This is a genomic window from Collinsella sp. AM23-17, assembly GCF_003470945.1.
Taxonomy (GTDB): domain Bacteria; phylum Actinomycetota; class Coriobacteriia; order Coriobacteriales; family Coriobacteriaceae; genus Collinsella; species Collinsella aerofaciens_O.
The window spans coordinates 19,327-35,319 of record NZ_QRHU01000008.1 but is presented as its reverse complement, the minus strand read 5'-3'; the positions used below and the strand labels follow the sequence as shown (position 1 = coordinate 35,319).

11 protein-coding genes are annotated in these 15,993 nt (G+C 61.5%); 7 read left to right on the top strand and 4 right to left on the bottom strand.

Annotated features, from left to right (window positions below; all coding sequences use genetic code 11):
• The first annotated feature begins 90 nt into the window (after positions 1–90).
• Entirely contained in the window at positions 91–1,233 is a 1,143-nt protein-coding gene (locus tag DW645_RS04150) for a diguanylate cyclase (RefSeq protein WP_158565220.1), read from the top strand.
• Positions 1,234–1,333: 100 nt separating this feature from the next.
• Here the strand turns inward: DW645_RS04150 and DW645_RS04145 are convergent, their stop codons facing one another.
• Both DW645_RS04145 and DW645_RS04140 read right to left on the bottom strand, forming a co-directional pair.
• Positions 1,334–2,269, bottom strand: coding sequence for a DMT family transporter (locus DW645_RS04145; protein WP_117582905.1), 936 nt, complete (start codon positions 2,267–2,269; stop codon positions 1,334–1,336).
• Positions 2,270–2,368: 99 nt separating this feature from the next.
• A complete protein-coding gene (locus DW645_RS04140) occupies positions 2,369–6,115 on the bottom strand; it encodes a phosphoribosylformylglycinamidine synthase (RefSeq protein WP_118226432.1) in 3,747 nt (1,248 codons plus the stop codon).
• A 184-nt stretch (positions 6,116–6,299) separates the two neighbouring features.
• On the opposite strand from DW645_RS04140, the gene DW645_RS04135 reads away from it, so the two are divergent.
• Positions 6,300–7,862, top strand: a complete 1,563-nt coding sequence (locus DW645_RS04135; RefSeq protein ID WP_117786364.1) for a cation:proton antiporter — start codon at positions 6,300–6,302, stop codon at positions 7,860–7,862.
• A gap of 283 nt (positions 7,863–8,145) precedes the next feature.
• Here the strand turns inward: DW645_RS04135 and DW645_RS04130 are convergent, their stop codons facing one another.
• Positions 8,146–8,895, bottom strand: a complete 750-nt coding sequence (locus DW645_RS04130) for an SDR family NAD(P)-dependent oxidoreductase (RefSeq protein ID WP_117786365.1) — start codon at positions 8,893–8,895, stop codon at positions 8,146–8,148.
• 214 nt (positions 8,896–9,109) lie between these two features.
• A complete protein-coding gene (locus DW645_RS04125) occupies positions 9,110–10,453 on the bottom strand; it encodes a homoserine dehydrogenase (RefSeq protein ID WP_117786366.1) in 1,344 nt (447 codons plus the stop codon).
• 494 nt (positions 10,454–10,947) lie between these two features.
• Between DW645_RS04125 and DW645_RS04120 the strand changes: the two genes are divergently transcribed.
• The 5 genes from DW645_RS04120 (at position 10,948) to DW645_RS04100 (ending at position 15,809) form a co-directional block, all read left to right on the top strand.
• Entirely contained in the window at positions 10,948–12,135 is a 1,188-nt protein-coding gene (locus DW645_RS04120; RefSeq protein WP_118226430.1) for an ABC transporter substrate-binding protein, read from the top strand.
• Between the two features lie 139 nt (positions 12,136–12,274).
• Entirely contained in the window at positions 12,275–13,156 is an 882-nt protein-coding gene (locus DW645_RS04115; protein ID WP_117736810.1) for a branched-chain amino acid ABC transporter permease, read from the top strand.
• 9 nt (positions 13,157–13,165) lie between these two features.
• Positions 13,166–14,245 carry a branched-chain amino acid ABC transporter permease gene (locus DW645_RS04110; protein WP_117786368.1) on the top strand — a complete coding sequence of 360 codons (1,080 nt, stop codon included), beginning with the start codon at positions 13,166–13,168 and terminating at the stop codon, positions 14,243–14,245.
• Complete coding sequence (locus tag DW645_RS04105; RefSeq protein ID WP_117786369.1) at positions 14,235–15,095, top strand: ABC transporter ATP-binding protein; 861 nt, start codon at positions 14,235–14,237, stop codon at positions 15,093–15,095. Before DW645_RS04110 ends, DW645_RS04105 begins: the two co-directional genes overlap by 11 nt.
• A gap of 12 nt (positions 15,096–15,107) precedes the next feature.
• Positions 15,108–15,809 (top strand): ABC transporter ATP-binding protein, encoded by a 702-nt coding sequence (locus DW645_RS04100; protein ID WP_035137222.1) that lies wholly within the window; start codon positions 15,108–15,110, stop codon positions 15,807–15,809.
• Positions 15,810–15,993: the final 184 nt, after the last annotated feature.

The window sequence follows — 15,993 nt, the reverse complement described above, 5'->3', positions numbered from 1 at the left end:
CCCCTTTACCCCTGCGGAGTAAAGGGGTGTTTATTGCCCTGATTCGAATTGGGCGATTCTGACCACTTGGGTATTGAAGGGATGGCGCTAGTGGTTAAGGCACTCAAGATTGAGATATTCGTGCTATGCATGATTGTTCTTATCGGGCTTGCCGTGCGAAGTCGTCGCTCCTTGTTCTCGAGCACCCAGCAGCTATTGTTTAGCATGCTTGGCTACACCTCTGCCGCGTACATATTATTCGATATGATCTGGACGCTTTCGGACGGTGTGGACGGCACGTTGGGCATTGCTGCCAACTGGATTTCCAACGCGGTTTCGTTTTCGCTCTTTGCTATCGCGTGTCTCATTTGGTTTATCTATTCCGAGACGGTGCAGGGTTCTCGCCTTTTGACCTCGCGCTATAGGGTGGTGCTTGTAGCGTTGCCTACGGCTCTGGTGGTCGTGCTGGCATTTACCAGCTACTGGACGCACACTATGTTCTATATCGATGCGCAGGGCGTATATCGTCGCGGCTTTGCCTATATGATCCAGCCCATCGTCAGCTACTGTTACGTTATACATACGTCCCTGCATGCGTTTGTGCAATCTCGCAGGGTCGAGAGCCTGCAGACGAAGGCCATCTATCGAACCTTGGCATTTTTCGCCATTCCAGCCCTGGTGGGCGGTACCTTTCAGGTCGTATACTCGGTGCCCGGCCTTTGTGTCGGCATAATGATTAGCATGTTGCTGCTCTACATCATCTACCAGGAGCAGCTCATCTCGACCGACCCGTTGACTGGACTTAACAATCGCAACCGTTTTGAGACCTATATGCTGTCGCTCTTCTCAAATGTGGATCAGGCCGAAGATGTATATCTGCTTATGATGGACGCCGACGGCTTTAAGCAGATTAACGATCGCTATGGGCATGTGGAGGGCGACCACGCTCTTCAGGTCATATCCGCTGCGCTCAAAGAAGTCTGCTCGGCGTCTGGCGGCTTTATCGCACGTTATGGCGGCGATGAGTTCGTGGTGCTCCAAAAGGCGACGGCGGAGCAGGACATCATAAGCCTGTGTGCGGCAATCAACGATGAGCTCGCACGTGCCGACGTGCCGTATCTGTTGCGGATGTCCATCGGCTACGCACGGGTCGGTGACGGTGTCGATACCTGGCAAGACTTGCTTCGCGCTGCCGATGCGGAGCTCTACCGCGTCAAGGCCGAGAAAAAGAAAGCCGGCGTCCAGATACGCTAGAAAAAGGGGCGCACGCTTGCGTGCGTGGTGGCCTTCAACTCACCGATGTACTCCATTAAACTAAAGTATGTGAATCTCTCTGCTAAATAAGGGCAGTTCGCTAGGCTTTTTTGGGTTTGTTGACGATGATGATGCCGCTGCAGACCAAGAGCAGGGCAACGATGACGGTAACGGGGCTCGTGCCGGCGCCCTCGCCAAGCAGCAGTGCGCTCAGCAGTACGCCAAAGACCGGGTTCATAAACCCAAAGACCGAGACGCGGCTGACGGGGTTGACGGCAAGCAGGCGCGACCACAGCGAGTAGGCGACCGCGGAGATAAGCGCCATGTAGATGATGAGCACGATGGCGGGGACAATCGCCGTGGGGGAGAGCGCGCCACCCATCAAAAAGCCGATGGCGGTGAGGACCAGGCCGCCGACCAAGAACTGCCACCCGGCAAGCAAGACGCCGTCGTGCTTGCGCGAGAAGATGCCGATCAGGCAGGTCGAAAGAGCACCCGCGACAGTGGAGGCTAGGATAAAGCCCTCGCCATCGAGCCTGAAGCCAAAGGTGCCATCTGCGCCCGAGAGGTTGACGAGCGCGACGCCGGCAAAGCCCAGCGCACAGCCAAGCACCTTGGCCGTATTGAGCTTCTCGGTGTGAAATGCCAGGGCGGCAAAGAGGATTGCGAGGAAGTTGGCGCTGGCCTCGATGATGGAGCTCGACATGGCGCTGGCGCGCGAGAGGCCCAGATAGAAAAAGAAGTACTGCCCGATAGTCTGGAAGAGCGACAAGACAAAGATGGGCTTGATGTCGCGAGCCTGCGGAATGAGGGGGCGGCGTTGGGCCGCACTCATCCCAACGATAACCAGGGCGCCGGCAAGCGTGAAGCGCAAGCCCGCAAAGAGCAGCTGCGAGGCGCTATCGTGCGCCGGGATCCCAAAGAGTGCGTAGCCGATCTTGATGCAGGGAAAGGCCGATCCCCAGAGTGCACAGCAAACAAGACAGCCCAGGATGAGTCCGGGCAGGGTGGCGAGATACGGCTTGCGGCTTTCCATGATGTCCTTCCTACATGCGCGAAGCAAAAAAGAACCCGCCACCGGATGTGTCGGTGGCGGGTGTTGTTACCCGAGGGGATTGTACCCGATGGGAAAGGTTTAAGCGAAGTAGGCCACGCCGCTCTCAAAGATTGGCATGAACTTATCGCCGGGGACATGCTCGGGCACGTTGCGGTACAGGTTGTCGCCGCGACGCTCGGCATGGCCCATCTTGCCCAGGACGCGGCCGTCGGGGCTCGTGATGCCCTCGATGGCGAGTGCGGAGCCGTTGGGGTTGACGGAGAGATCCATGCTGGGCTTGCCGTTCTCGCCCACGTACTGCGTGGCGACCTGGCCGTTGGCGATCAGCTGGGCGAGCACTTCGTCATTGGCGACAAAGCGGCCCTCGCCGTGGCTGATGGCGACGGTGTAGGGGTCGTCCAGGCTGCACTGCGACAGCCACGGGGACAAGTTGGACGAGATGCGGGTGCGCACCAGACGGCTCTGGTGGCGACCGATGGTGTTGAACGTCAACGTGGGCGTATCGGGCGTGGCGTCGACGATGTCACCGTAGGGCACCAGGCCGAGCTTGACCAGAGCCTGGAAGCCGTTGCAGATGCCCAGCATCAGGCCGTCGCGGGCCTTGAGCAGGTCGCGGACTGCCTCGGTGACCTCGGGAGCGCGGAAGAACGCCGTGATGAACTTGGCGGAGCCGTCGGGCTCGTCACCGCCCGAGAAGCCACCGGGGATCATGACGATCTGGCTTGCACGGATGCGGCGGGCAAGCTCGTGGGTGCTCTCGGCGACGGCCTCGGGCGTGAGGTTGTTGATCACGAAGGTGTCGGCCTCGGCACCGGCGGCACGGAAGGCGCGGGCGCTGTCGTACTCGCAGTTGTTGCCGGGGAACACCGGGATGATCACGCGCGGACGGGCGATCTTGGCGCCGCCGTACACGTGGATATCCTTGGCGCGGAAGTTGATGGTCTCGACCTCGGGGGTCTCGCCGGCGCTGCGGTAGGCAAAGACGCCCTCGATGCCGCTCTCCCAGGCCTCCTGGAGCTCGGAGAGCTCGATGACCTCGGAGCCGGTATCGATGGCATAGCCCTCGACGGTGGTGCCCAGGGGCTCGACGACAACGCCGTCGGCGACCTCGGGCAGCTCGGCGTCATCGGCGAGCTCGACGATAAAGCTGCCGTAGAGCGGGGTGAAGAAGCTCTCCACGTCCACATCCTCGGCAAGCTCGATACCGATCTGGTTGCCGACGCACATCTTAAAGAGGCTCTCGGCGCCGCAGCCGTAGCCGGGCGTGGAGACGGCCAGGGCGTCGCCGGTAGCAGTGAGCGCCTCGACGGCGTCAAACGCGGCGAGCAGCTGCTGGGCGTCGGGGCGGTAGTCTTCGCCATAGGTGGCGGGGGCGATACGGACGACGCGGTGCGTCAGACCCTTGAACTCGGGCGAGACGGCACGGGCGGCCTTGCCCACGGCCACGGCGAAGCTGATGAGGGTCGGCGGAACGTTGAGCTCGCCGGCCTCGTCCTCAAACGAGCCGCTCATGGAATCCTTGCCACCGATGGCGCCGGCACCCAGGTCGACTTGGGCCATGAGGGCGCCCAGGACGGCTGCCGTGGGCTTGCCCCAGCGCTCGGCCTCGGTGCGCAGACGCTCGAAGTACTCCTGGAAGGAGAGATAGGCGCGCTTGTGCTCAAAGCCGGCGGCCACGAGCTTGGCGATGGACTCAACCACGGACAGGTAGGCGCCTGCAAACTGGTCGGCCTCCATCAGGTAGGGGTTGAAGCCCCATGCCATGGCGCTCGCCGTGGTGGTCTCGCCATCCACGGGGAACTTGGCGACCATGGCAGAGCTCGGGGTGAGCTGCGTCTTGCCGCCAAAAGGCATGAGCACGGTTGCGGCACCGATGGTGGAGTCGAAGCGCTCGGAAAGGCCCTTGTTGGAGGCGACGTTGAGGTCGGTGACAAGCGAGGTCATGCGCTCGGCAAGCGTGGTGCCGGCCCAGCTGGGCTGCCACACGCTGCGGGCACAGACGTGGGCGACCTGGTGCTTGGGTGCACCGTTGGAGTTGAGGAACTCACGGGACAGGTCGACGATGGCGACACCGTTCCAGGCCATGCGCATGCGCGGCTCGGCGGTAACCTCGGCGATAACGGTCGCCTCGAGGTTCTCCTCGGCGGCGTAGCCCATGAACTCCTCGACGTCATCGTCGGCGACGGCGCAGGCCATGCGCTCCTGGGACTCGGAGATGGCGAGCTCAGTGCCGTCCAGGCCGTCGTACTTCTTGGTCACGGTGTCCAGGTCGACATACAGGCCGTCGGCAAGCTCGCCCACGGCAACCGAGACGCCGCCGGCGCCAAAGTCGTTGCAGCGCTTGATCAGGCGGCAGGCGTCGCCGCGGCGGAACAAACGCTGCAGCTTGCGCTCGACCGGGGCGTTGCCCTTCTGGACTTCGGCGCCCGAGGTCTCGATGGACTCGGTGTTCTGGGTCTTGGAGGAGCCGGTGGCGCCACCGATGCCGTCGCGGCCGGTGCGGCCGCCCAGCAGGATGATCTTGTCGGTGGGGGCGGGGCACTCGCGGCGCACGTGGTTTGCCGGGGTAGCGCCCACGACGGCGCCGACCTCCATGCGCTTGGCCACGTAGCCGGGGTGATAGAGCTCGTTGACCTGGCCGGTGGCAAGGCCGATCTGGTTGCCGTAGCTGGAGTAGCCGGCGGCAGCGGTGGTTACGAGCTTGCGCTGCGGCAGCTTGCCCTCGAGCGTCTCGGACACGGGGACGGTGGGGTCGCCGGCACCGGTGACGCGCATGGCCTGATACACATAGCTGCGGCCCGAGAGCGGGTCGCGGATAGCGCCGCCCACGCAAGTGGCAGCACCGCCGAAGGGCTCGATCTCGGTCGGGTGGTTGTGGGTCTCGTTCTTAAACAGGAACAGCCAGTCCTGGTCCTCGCCGTCGACATCGACCTTCACCTTGACGGTGCAGGCGTTGATCTCCTCGGACTCATCGACATCGGTCATGACGCCGGTCTTCTTAAGGTACTTGGCGCCGATGGTGCCCATGTCCATGAGGCAGACGGGCTTGGCGTCGCGACCGAGTTCGTGGCGCATCTCCATGTAGCGGTCGAAGGCCTGCTGCACCACGGCGTCATCGATCGTCACATCATCCAGGACGGTGCCGAAGGTGGTGTGGCGGCAGTGATCGGACCAGTAGGTGTCGATCACGCGGATCTCGGTGATGGTGGGGTCACGGTCCTCATCGCGGAAGTACTGCTGGCAGAAGGCGATGTCCGCCTCGTCCATGGCAAGACCGCGCTCGGAGATAAAGGCGACAAGGCCGGCCTCATCGAGCTCGCGGAAGCCGTCGAGCACTTCGACGGGCTGGGGCTCGGGGGTCTCCATGTACAGCGTCTCGGGCAGGTCGAGCGAGGCGATGCGCGCCTCGACGGGGTTCACCACGTAGTGCTTGATGGCCTCGATGGCGGCTTCGTCCAGGGCGCCCGAGATCATATAGACCTTGGCGGAGCGCACGGCGGGGCGCTCGCCCTGGCTGATGAGCTGCACGCACTCGCTGGCGGAGTCGGCGCGCTGGTCAAACTGGCCAGGCAGGAATTCGACGGCAAAGACGGCGCCATCGCTTGCGGGGAGCTCGTCGTAGGTCACATCGACCTGGGGCTCGCTAAAGACGGTCGGCACACAGGAGCGGAAAAGCTCCTCGTCGATGCCCTCGACGTCGTAGCGGTTGATGATCCTCAGGGCCTCGATGCCCTTGATGCCGAGAATTTCGGTCAGCTCGCCCTTGAGCTGCTGAGCCTCGACGTCGAACCCGGGTTTCTTCTCCACGTAGATACGAGAGACCATTGGTTCCTGCCTTCCTGATCGGTTGGGCGTACGGTACGGTATGCGGCAGCGGTCGGTTTGCGGGGTCTGCCCTGCGGTCGCCTTGAGCCACATGTTTGTAAACCTCACTATGATACGACAGCTCGCGGCGCGTTGAGGACGGCGAGGGTGCTACAGTGAAGCGCAAACAAGAGAAAGGCATCACATGGCATTCGTTTCGCTCGCCATCATCGCACTCGTGGCCTTTGCGAGTCCTTTTATCGCCTCGGCGATTCCTGGAAAACCCGTTCCCGAGACGGTCTTTTTGCTCGTGCTCGGCGCGGTGCTGGGACCCCATATGCTCGGCGTCATCCATGTAGATGCCGAGGTCTCGCTCGTGTCCGAGCTCGGTCTGGCCTTTTTGTTCCTGCTTGCCGGCTTTGAGATCGACCCCAAGAGCATCACGGGCGTCGAGGGACGCTACGGTTTGGCGACGTGGGTCGTCACGTTTGGTATCGCCTGGCTCGCCGTGCGCTTTACCCCGTGGTTCTCGGTCAGCCATTTCGACGGTATCGCCGTGACGCTTGCCCTCACTTCGACGGCGCTCGGCACGCTCGTGCCCATCATGCGTGAGCGTTCGCTCGCCGGCACACGCGTGGGCGACTCGATTCTCGCGTATGGCACCTGGGGCGAACTTGGGCCCGTGCTTGCTATGTCGGTGCTGCTGTCTGCCCGCACTGGCATTCAAACGCTTGTAATCCTTGGCTTGTTTGCGGTGGTTTGCGTGTTGCTGGCCGTGGTCCCAAGCCGCTCCAAGCGCGTCGGCAGCCGCTTCTTTGCGTTTGTCGAGGAACGCGCCGATACCACGTCACAGACCTTCGTGCGCCTGACGGTGCTCATCCTGGTCACACTCGTGGCGTTCTCGGCCGTCTTTGATCTCGACATCGTGTTGGGTTCTTTTGCCGCCGGCTTTGTCTTGCGCTATATCATCCCCGAGGGCAACCATACGCTCGAGCTTAAACTCGATGGCCTTGCCTATGGCTTTTTGATCCCGGTATTCTTTACCGTGTCGGGTGCCAAGATTGACCTGACGGCTGTAGCATCGCGCCCTGGCCTACTCGTAGGCTTTATCGTGGCGTTGTTGATCATTCGCGCGGTGCCCATTCTTATCTCTATGAGCATTTGTCCTGCGACGCGCGATGTGTCGGCGTACGGTCGCATTACCGTTGCCCTGTACTGCACCACGGCACTGCCGATCATCGTTGCCGTGACGAGCGTTGCCGTCAACGCGGGCGCGCTGTCGCAAGACATCGCGTCGGTTATGGTTGCCGCCGGTGCCATCACGGTGTTCTTGATGCCATTGCTCGCGCAGCTCTTCTACCGCGTGGTGGATGCCGCACCGGTCGCCGCCGTGGCAGAGGTTGCCGAGCATCCATCCGATGCGCTCGACATCTTGCGCGCCCACCACGACCTAGCGAGCTTGCTCGCGCGCGAGCACGAGCTGCTGACCTCGCATGGCCATGGTCGCGTATTCGAGGGCCTGCCTACGCTCGATACGATTGCCGAGCGTCTTTCCGCCGAGGCAGCGAGCGGCCACATCGATGCGCGCATTGTGGACGCGGCGCACCTGCTTGCCGATAAGACCTATGGAGACGAGGTCGACCCGTCCGAGCTGACTCCGCGTGAGCGCCGCCGCCTGGAGCGCGCCAAGCTCGCTGTGCGCGAATACCGCCGTCGCATGCTGGAGCTCTATGCGCGCGAAGAAGCCGAAGACGACGACGGTAAGTAGTCGATACTTTCTCGGGGAAGCCGCGTCCCGCTTTGAAGGCTCGGAACGGGATGTGGTTTCCGAAACGGGGAGCGTTGGGAAACTGTGTCCCGGAATGGGCGCTCAGAGTGGGATGCAGTTTCCGCGAGAGGCTCGTTAGGGAAAGCGCATCCCATTCTGAGCCGGAATTATGGGACGCAGTTTCCTTTTCGAATAGAAGAAGGTGCGCTGCCTGCGGTTGATGCAGGCAGCGCACCTTCTTGCGTTGAGCTCGGTTGAGGTTTAAAGCTGTGGCTTGCGACCTTTAGGAGCGGGCGGCTCCGTCGACGGGGAGGATGGCGCCCGTGACGTAGGCGGACATGTCGCTCGCCAGGAAGACAAAGGCGTTGGCGACATCCTCGGGCTCGCCCATGCGGCCCAGCGGAATGGTGGCGATGATGGGCTTGATGACCTCTTCGGGCAGGTTGGCGACCATATCGGTCTTGGTCACACCGGGGGCGACGGCGTTGACGCGAATGCCCATGGGGGCGAGCTCGCGCGAGAGCGACTGGACCATGCCGTTGACGGCAAACTTGGACGTGGGGTAGCCGACACCGGAGGGCTGGCCGTACTTGGCGACCATCGAGCTCGTGGTGGTGATGGTGCCGCCGTGGCCGGCCTCGGTCATGATCTTGGCGGCAGCCTGGTGGCCATTAAAGACAGCGACGACGTTGAGGTCCATGACCTTTGCAAACTCCTCGGCCGTGTAGTCCAAAAGGGGAGAGCGCTGGGAGATGCCGGCATTGTTGACGACGGTGTCCAAGCCGCCCATATCGTCGGCAGCCGCGGCGAAGGCCTCGGTTACGGCCTCGAGCGAGGTGAGGTCGCAGGAGCGGCCCCAGACCTTGGCCTCGGGATAAGCGGTCGTCAGTTTCTCAACGGCAGCGTCGGCAGTCTCCTGGCGCGAGCCAAAGACGGTGACGGCAGCACCTTCCTCGATAAAACGGCAGGCGATGGCATAGCCGATACCGCGCGTGCCTCCGGTGATGATCGCTTTCTTGCCCTCGAGCAACATGGTGCTTCCTCTCTTTGCGGGCGGATATACGCAGCACAGCGTAGCGGTAGCCGGAATCGGTCGCGTTTGCATATCGGTGAACGGTAGCCCGTGTTACCGATGAGCGGCTCGCGCAAATATGCTCTGCCGTTGTGCTTAGGGCAGGTGACAAAAGGGCTCCCGTCCCACGTCGGACGGGAGCCCTCAAAGTGCGTATTGCTGGGCGAGCGTTGGGTTAGTTGGCCATGACGCCTTCGGTCCAAGCCTCGACGTCCTCGATGCGCAGGACGTTGGCGACCTCGGCCACGCAGTCGACGCTGGCAAGCTCGGCGGCGGCAGCCTGGACGTCCTTCTCGAGCGCGCGGTGCGTCAGGAAGATGACCGAGCAGGCATCGCTGACGCCCGACTTGCCGTCCTCGACCTGGTTGATGAGCGAGATCGAGATGTTGTGCTTGGCAAAGATATCGACCGTCTCGGACAGGGCGCCCACGCGGTCGGCGACCTTCAGGCGCACATAGTACTTGGTCTGGAGCTCGTCCATGGGCTTAAAGGCGAGGTTGTGGCCATAGGGCTCAATCTCGGGCAGCGGAGCCACGCCGCGGCTGATCTGCTCGGAGAGCGACAGGATATCGCCCACGACGGCGCTCGCGGTGGGGAAGGAGCCTGCGCCGGCACCGTAGAACATGGTCTCGCCCACGGCGTCGCCTACCACGTAGACAGCGTTCATGGCGCCGTTGACCTTGGCAAGCATGTGGTCGGCGGGGATCAGCGTGGGATGCACGCGGACGTCGACGCCGACGTCGGTGTTGCGGGCGATGCCCAGCAGCTTAATGGTGTAGCCGAGCTCGCGGGCCTGGGTGATGTCCTCGGCGCCGATGGTGCGGATACCCTGCTGGTACACATCGTCGGTGGTCACGCGGGTGCCAAAGCCGATGGAGGCGAGGATTGCCGTCTTGCTGGCGGCGTCGAAGCCGTCGACGTCTGCGGACGGGTTGGCCTCGGCATAGCCCTTGGCCTGTGCGTCGGCGAGCACATCGGCGTAATCGGCGCCCTCGGCGTCCATGCGCGACAGGATGTAGTTGGTGGTGCCGTTGAGGATGCCGGCGATGGTCAGGATCTTGTTGCCCACCAGGTCGTGCTCAAGCGTGCTGACGATGGGGATGCCGCCGCCGCAGCTGGCCTCGCACTTAATCTGCACGCCGCACGCGCGCGCCTTCTCGGCAAGCGTTTCGACGTGACGGCCCAGCAGGGCCTTGTTGGCAGAGACGACATGCTTGCCGTGCTCAAAGGCGGTGGTGAAGATCTCGGTTGCGGGGTGCTCGCCGCCGATCAGCTCGACGACGATGTCGATGGCGGGGTCGGTGACGACGTCGTGCCAGTCGCTCGTAAAGGCCTCGCGCTCAATGCCTGCCGCCTCGGCCTGCTCCCAAGCAAGCGCGCAGGCGCGGGTCAGCTTAAGGTCGATGCCGTAGGCTGCCAGGTACTCATCGTGGTGGCTCTTGATCAGACGGGCCACGCCGCCGCCGACGGTTCCCAGGCCGATCAGACCGACGTTCACGGTGCGCAGGGGTTCGCTCATAGATAGCTCCTTCGTGCATCTTGTGGATGGATTAACTGCTTATAGGTTGAGTGCATTCTAGCGTGAAGTGCGGGCGCGTGCTTGCCAGGCAGCCGGAGCTGTGCAAAACGCTACCCCCGAAACGCTGCGGAAATATTGGAAACACGCTCGCTACAAACGAACTCCCATAACAAACTGTCAGCGTTTGCGCCATAAGGTTTGCCCTGTACCGCAAGACGGACGCGTCGCGGCCAGCGAAAGGGGGGGCACCATGTTTATTGAGAGCGGGAACGCTTGTAACAGAATGGAAACATTACTTTTACATAATAAAGTGGCATTACTGCATAAAGTAGTAGGAATACGCAGAACTATGGATAAATGAACAAATCCAAAGAAAAGTTGAAATAATCGCCACTTTTCCTAACTAAAGCGTCTACTATTTTGCGAACGCCGAGCACGGCGAAGGATGGCCTGTCGGGCAGCCAAAACCCGACGAGATTTGAGAGGAGAGCCGCATGTCGAGCCTCACCGGTAAGTCATTGAACCCTGTTATGAATCGCAGGAGCGTTATCGCGAGCGCAGCAGGTCTGGGGGCAATGTCCATTCTAGCTGGCTGCTCCTCCAACGGCGGCGACAGCGGTTCCGCTTCGAGCGACGCTTCGTTTAAGATCGGCACCATCGGCCCGCTGACCGGTGCCGCCGCGTCGTACGGCAAGTCCGTTACCCAGGGCGTCGAGCTTGGCTGCAAGGATTTCTCGACCAAGGAGCTACCGCTTGTCAGCAAGGCCGAGGACGACCAGGCCGACGGCGAGAAGGCCGTTAACGCCTTCAACACCCTGCTCGACTGGGGCATGCAGGCCCTCGTCGGCCCGACCACCACGGGTGCGTCGGTTGCCGTTGCCGCCGAGTGCGGCAACAACCCCCAGACGTTTATGATTACCCCGTCCGCGTCCTCCGAGGACGTCACCGACGGCAAGGATTGCGTCTTCCAGGTCTGCTTTACCGATCCCAACCAAGGCGTCAACGCCGCCAAATTCCTGGCAGAGAAGTATGCGGACGAGAAGTTCGTGCTGTTCTATAACTCCGGCGACGCCTATTCTTCGGGTGTCGCGGATGCCTTTAAGGCCCAGGCTGCTAAGTCCAAGCTCGAGATTGTCGACGAGGAGACCTTTAAGGACGACTCCGCCACGAGCTTTACCAACCAGCTGACCAAGGCTAAGCAGGCTGGCGCCACCATGATCTTCGCGCCGATCTACTACACTCCGGCCTCCGTCCTGCTCAAGAATGCCAAGGATATGGGTTATGACGTCAAGATGATGGGCTGCGACGGCATGGACGGCATCCTGGGCGTGGAGGGCTTCGACACCTCTCTTGCCGAGGGCCTGCTGCTCATGACCCCGTTTTCCGCCGACGACGAGAAGAACGCCGACTTCGTCAATGCCTACAAGGATAAGTACGGCGATACTCCCGACCAGTTTGCCGCCGACGCCTATGACGGCGTGCATGCTGTGGCCGAGGCCCTCAAGGAGGCCGGCCTTGGCGTCGACGCTGATCCAACCGAAGTCGCCGAGAAACTGCCCGAGGCCATGTGCAACATTACCGTTGACGGCCTGACCGGCAAGCTCTCCTGGAACGACAAGGGCCAGGTCCAGAAGGACCCGACTGCGTACGTCATCACTGACGGCAAGTACGTACAGGCCTAATTGGCCGCCTTACATAGAGCGGTTTTGGTCCCAAGCAGGGGAGGTTTTGGCCTTCCCTGCTTGCTTGGTATCTAGGGGCAACGTAACGTCCCTGTTTCATACATCAACTGGAAACCTATTCGAAAGGGGGATGTGGAACATGACGGTCTTTATCCAATACCTGGTCAACGGCCTGTCCATGGGCAGCGTCTACGCCATCATCGCGTTGGGCTACACCATGGTCTACGGTATCGCCAAGATGCTGAACTTCGCTCACGGCGACGTCATCATGGTTGGTGCCTATGTCTCGTTCTGCGCCACGTCGTATCTCGGCCTCCCGGGCTGGGCATCTGTAATTCTCTCTTGCGCGGTCTGCACGGTTCTCGGTGTTCTCATTGAGGGCCTGGCCTATAAGCCGCTGCGTCAGGCGGGCCCGCTGGCCGTTTTGATCACGGCTATCGGCGTGTCCTACTTCCTGCAGAATGCCGCGCAGCTCCTGTGGGGCGCCACGCCCAAGAACTTTACTTCGCTCGTCACCTTCCCAGTGCCGGAGTTCTTGGCCAAGTACAACGTGAGCGCCGTATCGCTCGTCACCATCGTCGCCTGCCTGGTGATCATGGCCGGCCTGGTATTCTTTACGGGTAAGACCAAGATGGGCAAGGCCATGCGTGCCGTGTCCGAGGACAAGGCCGCCGCTCAGCTCATGGGCATCAACGTCAACCGCACCATCTCGATGACGTTTGCCATCGGCTCGGCACTTGCCGCTATCGCCGGCGTGCTTCTGTGCTCCTACTCGCCGGTGCTGCAGCCCACCACGGGCGCCATGCCCGGCATCAAGGCTTTCGACGCTGCCGTCTTCGGCGGCATCGGCTCCATTCCCGGTGCCTTTGTCGGCGGCATTCTCATCGGTATCATCGAGGCGATGGCCCAGGCCTACATTTCCACGAGTCTTGCCAACTCCATCGTCTTTGGTGTTCTGATTATCGTCCTGCTCGTCAAGCCTGCCGGCCTCTTGGGCAAGTACGTCCCCGAGAAGGTGTAGGTGAGCGCTATGAAGTTCCTTAAAGACAAGCAGACGCGTCACGACTTTGTCACGTACGCCATGTGCATCGTGGCATTCGCCATCGTGTTCTTTATGCAGTCCAACCATATGATCCCGCGCATGATCGCCGGTCAGCTGGTCCCCATCACGGCCTACATCGTCATGGCCATCTCGCTCAACCTTGTCGTCGGCATCGCGGGCGACTTGTCGCTGGGCCACGCAGGCTTTATGAGCGTCGGCGCCTATACGGGCATCGTTACCGCCGTCGCCCTCGAGAGCGTCGTGCCCTCCGACCCCATTCGCCTGGCCATCAGCATTGTGGTCGGCGCCATCGCCGCTGCCATCCTGGGCTTTTTGATCGGCATCCCGGTCCTTCGCCTGAGCGGTGACTATCTGGCCATTGTGACCTTGGCCTTTGGCGAGATTATCAAAGAGATCGTTACCTGCCTTATCGTGGGCGTCGACTCTCGCGGCCTGCACGTGATCTTTAACATCACGGGTAACTCCACAATCGACGATCTGCACCTGCTCGAGGACGGCACCGCCATCATCAAGGGCGCCCAGGGCGCATCGGGCGTGTCGACGTACTCGACCTTCCTCGCCGGTGCCATCCTGGTTATGGTGGCGCTCGTGATTGTGCTCAACCTGGTTCGCAGCCGTACCGGTCGTGCCATCATGGCAGTGCGCGACAACAAGATCGCTGCCGAGTCCGTGGGTATCTCTGTCACCCAGTACCGCATGATCGCTTTCGTGGTTTCAGCTGCCCTCGCCGGTGCTGCCGGAGCCCTGTTTGGCGGTAACTTCTCGCAGCTCTCCGCCACCAAGTTTGACTTCAACACGTCCATCCTCATCCTGGTGTTCGTGGTCCTGGGTGGTCTGGGCAATATGCGCGGCTCCGTCATTGCGGCCGCACTGCTCACGGTGCTGCCCGAGCTGCTTCGCCAGTTCTCGGACTACCGCATGCTCATCTATGCCATCGTGTTGATTCTGGTCATGGTCTTTACCAACAATCCGCAGCTCAAGGCATTCTTTGCACGTATTGAGGATCGTTTTGCTTCCAAGAAGGAGGTGGCAGCCGATGCCCAGTAAGTTTGAGTTCAACAAGGGCAAGATGGTCCCGTATCCTTCTGGCGCCATTGTTCCCGATCGCGACCTGGGTCATCGCCCGGCGCTTGAGTGCATCCACCTGGGCATTGAGTTCGGCGGCCTCAAGGCGGTCGATGACTTTAGCCTGACCATCGGCAAGACCGAGATCGCCGGTCTGATCGGCCCCAACGGTGCCGGCAAGACCACGGTCTTCAACCTGCTTACCAAGGTGTACCAGCCCACGCACGGAACCATCCTGCTCGACGGTGAGGATACCTCGGGTAAGTCCGTCTACCAGGTCAACCGTATGGGCATCGCCCGTACCTTCCAAAACATCCGCCTGTTTAACACCATGACGGTGGAGGATAACGTAAAGGTCGGCCTGCACAACCAGGAGCGTTACTCCGGTTTTGAGGGCGTGCTGCGCCTGCCGACGTATTGGAAGCACGAGAAGGCCGCCCATGAGCGCGCCATGGAGCTGCTGTCCATTTTTGATATGGAGCACTTGGCAAATGAACAGGCCGGCTCGCTTCCCTATGGCGCTCAGCGTCGTCTGGAGATTGTCCGCGCGCTTGCCACCAACCCCAAGCTGCTGCTGCTCGACGAGCCTGCCGCCGGCATGAACCCGTCCGAGACCGCGGAGCTCATGGCGAACATCGTCAAGATCCGCGACACCTTCGGTATCGCCATCATGCTTATCGAGCACGACATGTCGCTCGTCATGAATATCTGCGAGGGTATCTGCGTGCTTAACTTTGGCAAGGTCATCGCCAAGGGTACGGCCGAGGAGATCCAGAACAACGATGCCGTTATCGAGGCATATCTGGGCAAGCAGGATAAGGGGGAGGACTAAATGGCAGAGCCGATGCTTTCCGTCTACAACATCAACGTCTGGTACGGCGCTATCCACGCCATCAAGGACATCTCCTTTAACGTCAACGAGGGCGAGATCGTGGCCTTGATCGGCGCGAACGGTGCCGGCAAGTCCACGACGCTTAAAACCGTCTCGGGCCTGCTGCGTTCCAAGACCGGTTCCATCAAGTTTATGGGCGAGGACATTACCCATACGCCCGCCGACAAGCTGGTTGGTAAGGGTCTGGCTCAGGTTCCCGAGGGTCGTCGCGCCTTTTTGCAGATGACGGTCGAGGAGAACCTGGAAATGGGCGCCTATACGCAGCCCAAGTCAACGGTGGCTCCGGGCCTTGAGCGCGTCTACGAGCAGTTCCCGCGCCTGAAGGAGCGCCGTCGCCAGGTCGCCGGCACCCTTTCGGGCGGCGAGCAGCAGATGCTCGTTATGGGCCGCGCCCTTATGAGTAACCCCAAGCTGCTCATGCTCGACGAGCCTTCCATGGGCCTGGCGCCAATTCTGATTGAGCAGATCTTCCAGATTGTCGAGGATCTGCATAAGGCCGGGACCACGGTGCTTCTGGTCGAGCAAAACGCACAGATGGCTCTTTCCATCGCCACACGCGGCTACGTGCTCGAGACCGGCAAGATTACCATGACCGGTACCGGACAGGAGCTCCTGCACGACGATAACGTTCGCAAGGCATATCTGGGCGGCTAGGGACTTCCGCCGTTCTGCCGAACGGCGGACCGGCCGACGCTGTGCGGGCGCCCTGATCGACGTGCCGAAGCTCCTCACCCTTGGGGCTATGCCGCGGTACGAGGCCAGGTGGTCATGGTCCGGGAACCTCGCGATGTCGAATGGCACCGCGAGGTTCGCCGCCGTCCTCGGCGGCCTCGGCCCC

What these genes read in the sequence shown, in the direction of transcription:
- DW645_RS04110 (WP_117786368.1), top strand. Translation starts at nt 13,166, where the DNA reads ATGAAGTTCCTTAAAGACAAGCAGACGCGTCACGACTTTGTCACGTAC.
- DW645_RS04125 (WP_117786366.1), bottom strand. Translation starts at nt 10,453, where the DNA reads ATGAGCGAACCCCTGCGCACCGTGAACGTCGGTCTGATCGGCCTGGGA.
- DW645_RS04130 (WP_117786365.1), bottom strand. Translation starts at nt 8,895, where the DNA reads ATGTTGCTCGAGGGCAAGAAAGCGATCATCACCGGAGGCACGCGCGGT.
- DW645_RS04105 (WP_117786369.1), top strand. Translation starts at nt 14,235, where the DNA reads ATGCCCAGTAAGTTTGAGTTCAACAAGGGCAAGATGGTCCCGTATCCT.
- DW645_RS04120 (WP_118226430.1), top strand. Translation starts at nt 10,948, where the DNA reads ATGTCGAGCCTCACCGGTAAGTCATTGAACCCTGTTATGAATCGCAGG.
- DW645_RS04100 (WP_035137222.1), top strand. Translation starts at nt 15,108, where the DNA reads ATGCTTTCCGTCTACAACATCAACGTCTGGTACGGCGCTATCCACGCC.
- DW645_RS04115 (WP_117736810.1), top strand. Translation starts at nt 12,275, where the DNA reads ATGACGGTCTTTATCCAATACCTGGTCAACGGCCTGTCCATGGGCAGC.
- DW645_RS04145 (WP_117582905.1), bottom strand. Translation starts at nt 2,269, where the DNA reads ATGGAAAGCCGCAAGCCGTATCTCGCCACCCTGCCCGGACTCATCCTG.
- DW645_RS04140 (WP_118226432.1), bottom strand. Translation starts at nt 6,115, where the DNA reads ATGGTCTCTCGTATCTACGTGGAGAAGAAACCCGGGTTCGACGTCGAG.
- DW645_RS04135 (WP_117786364.1), top strand. Translation starts at nt 6,300, where the DNA reads ATGGCATTCGTTTCGCTCGCCATCATCGCACTCGTGGCCTTTGCGAGT.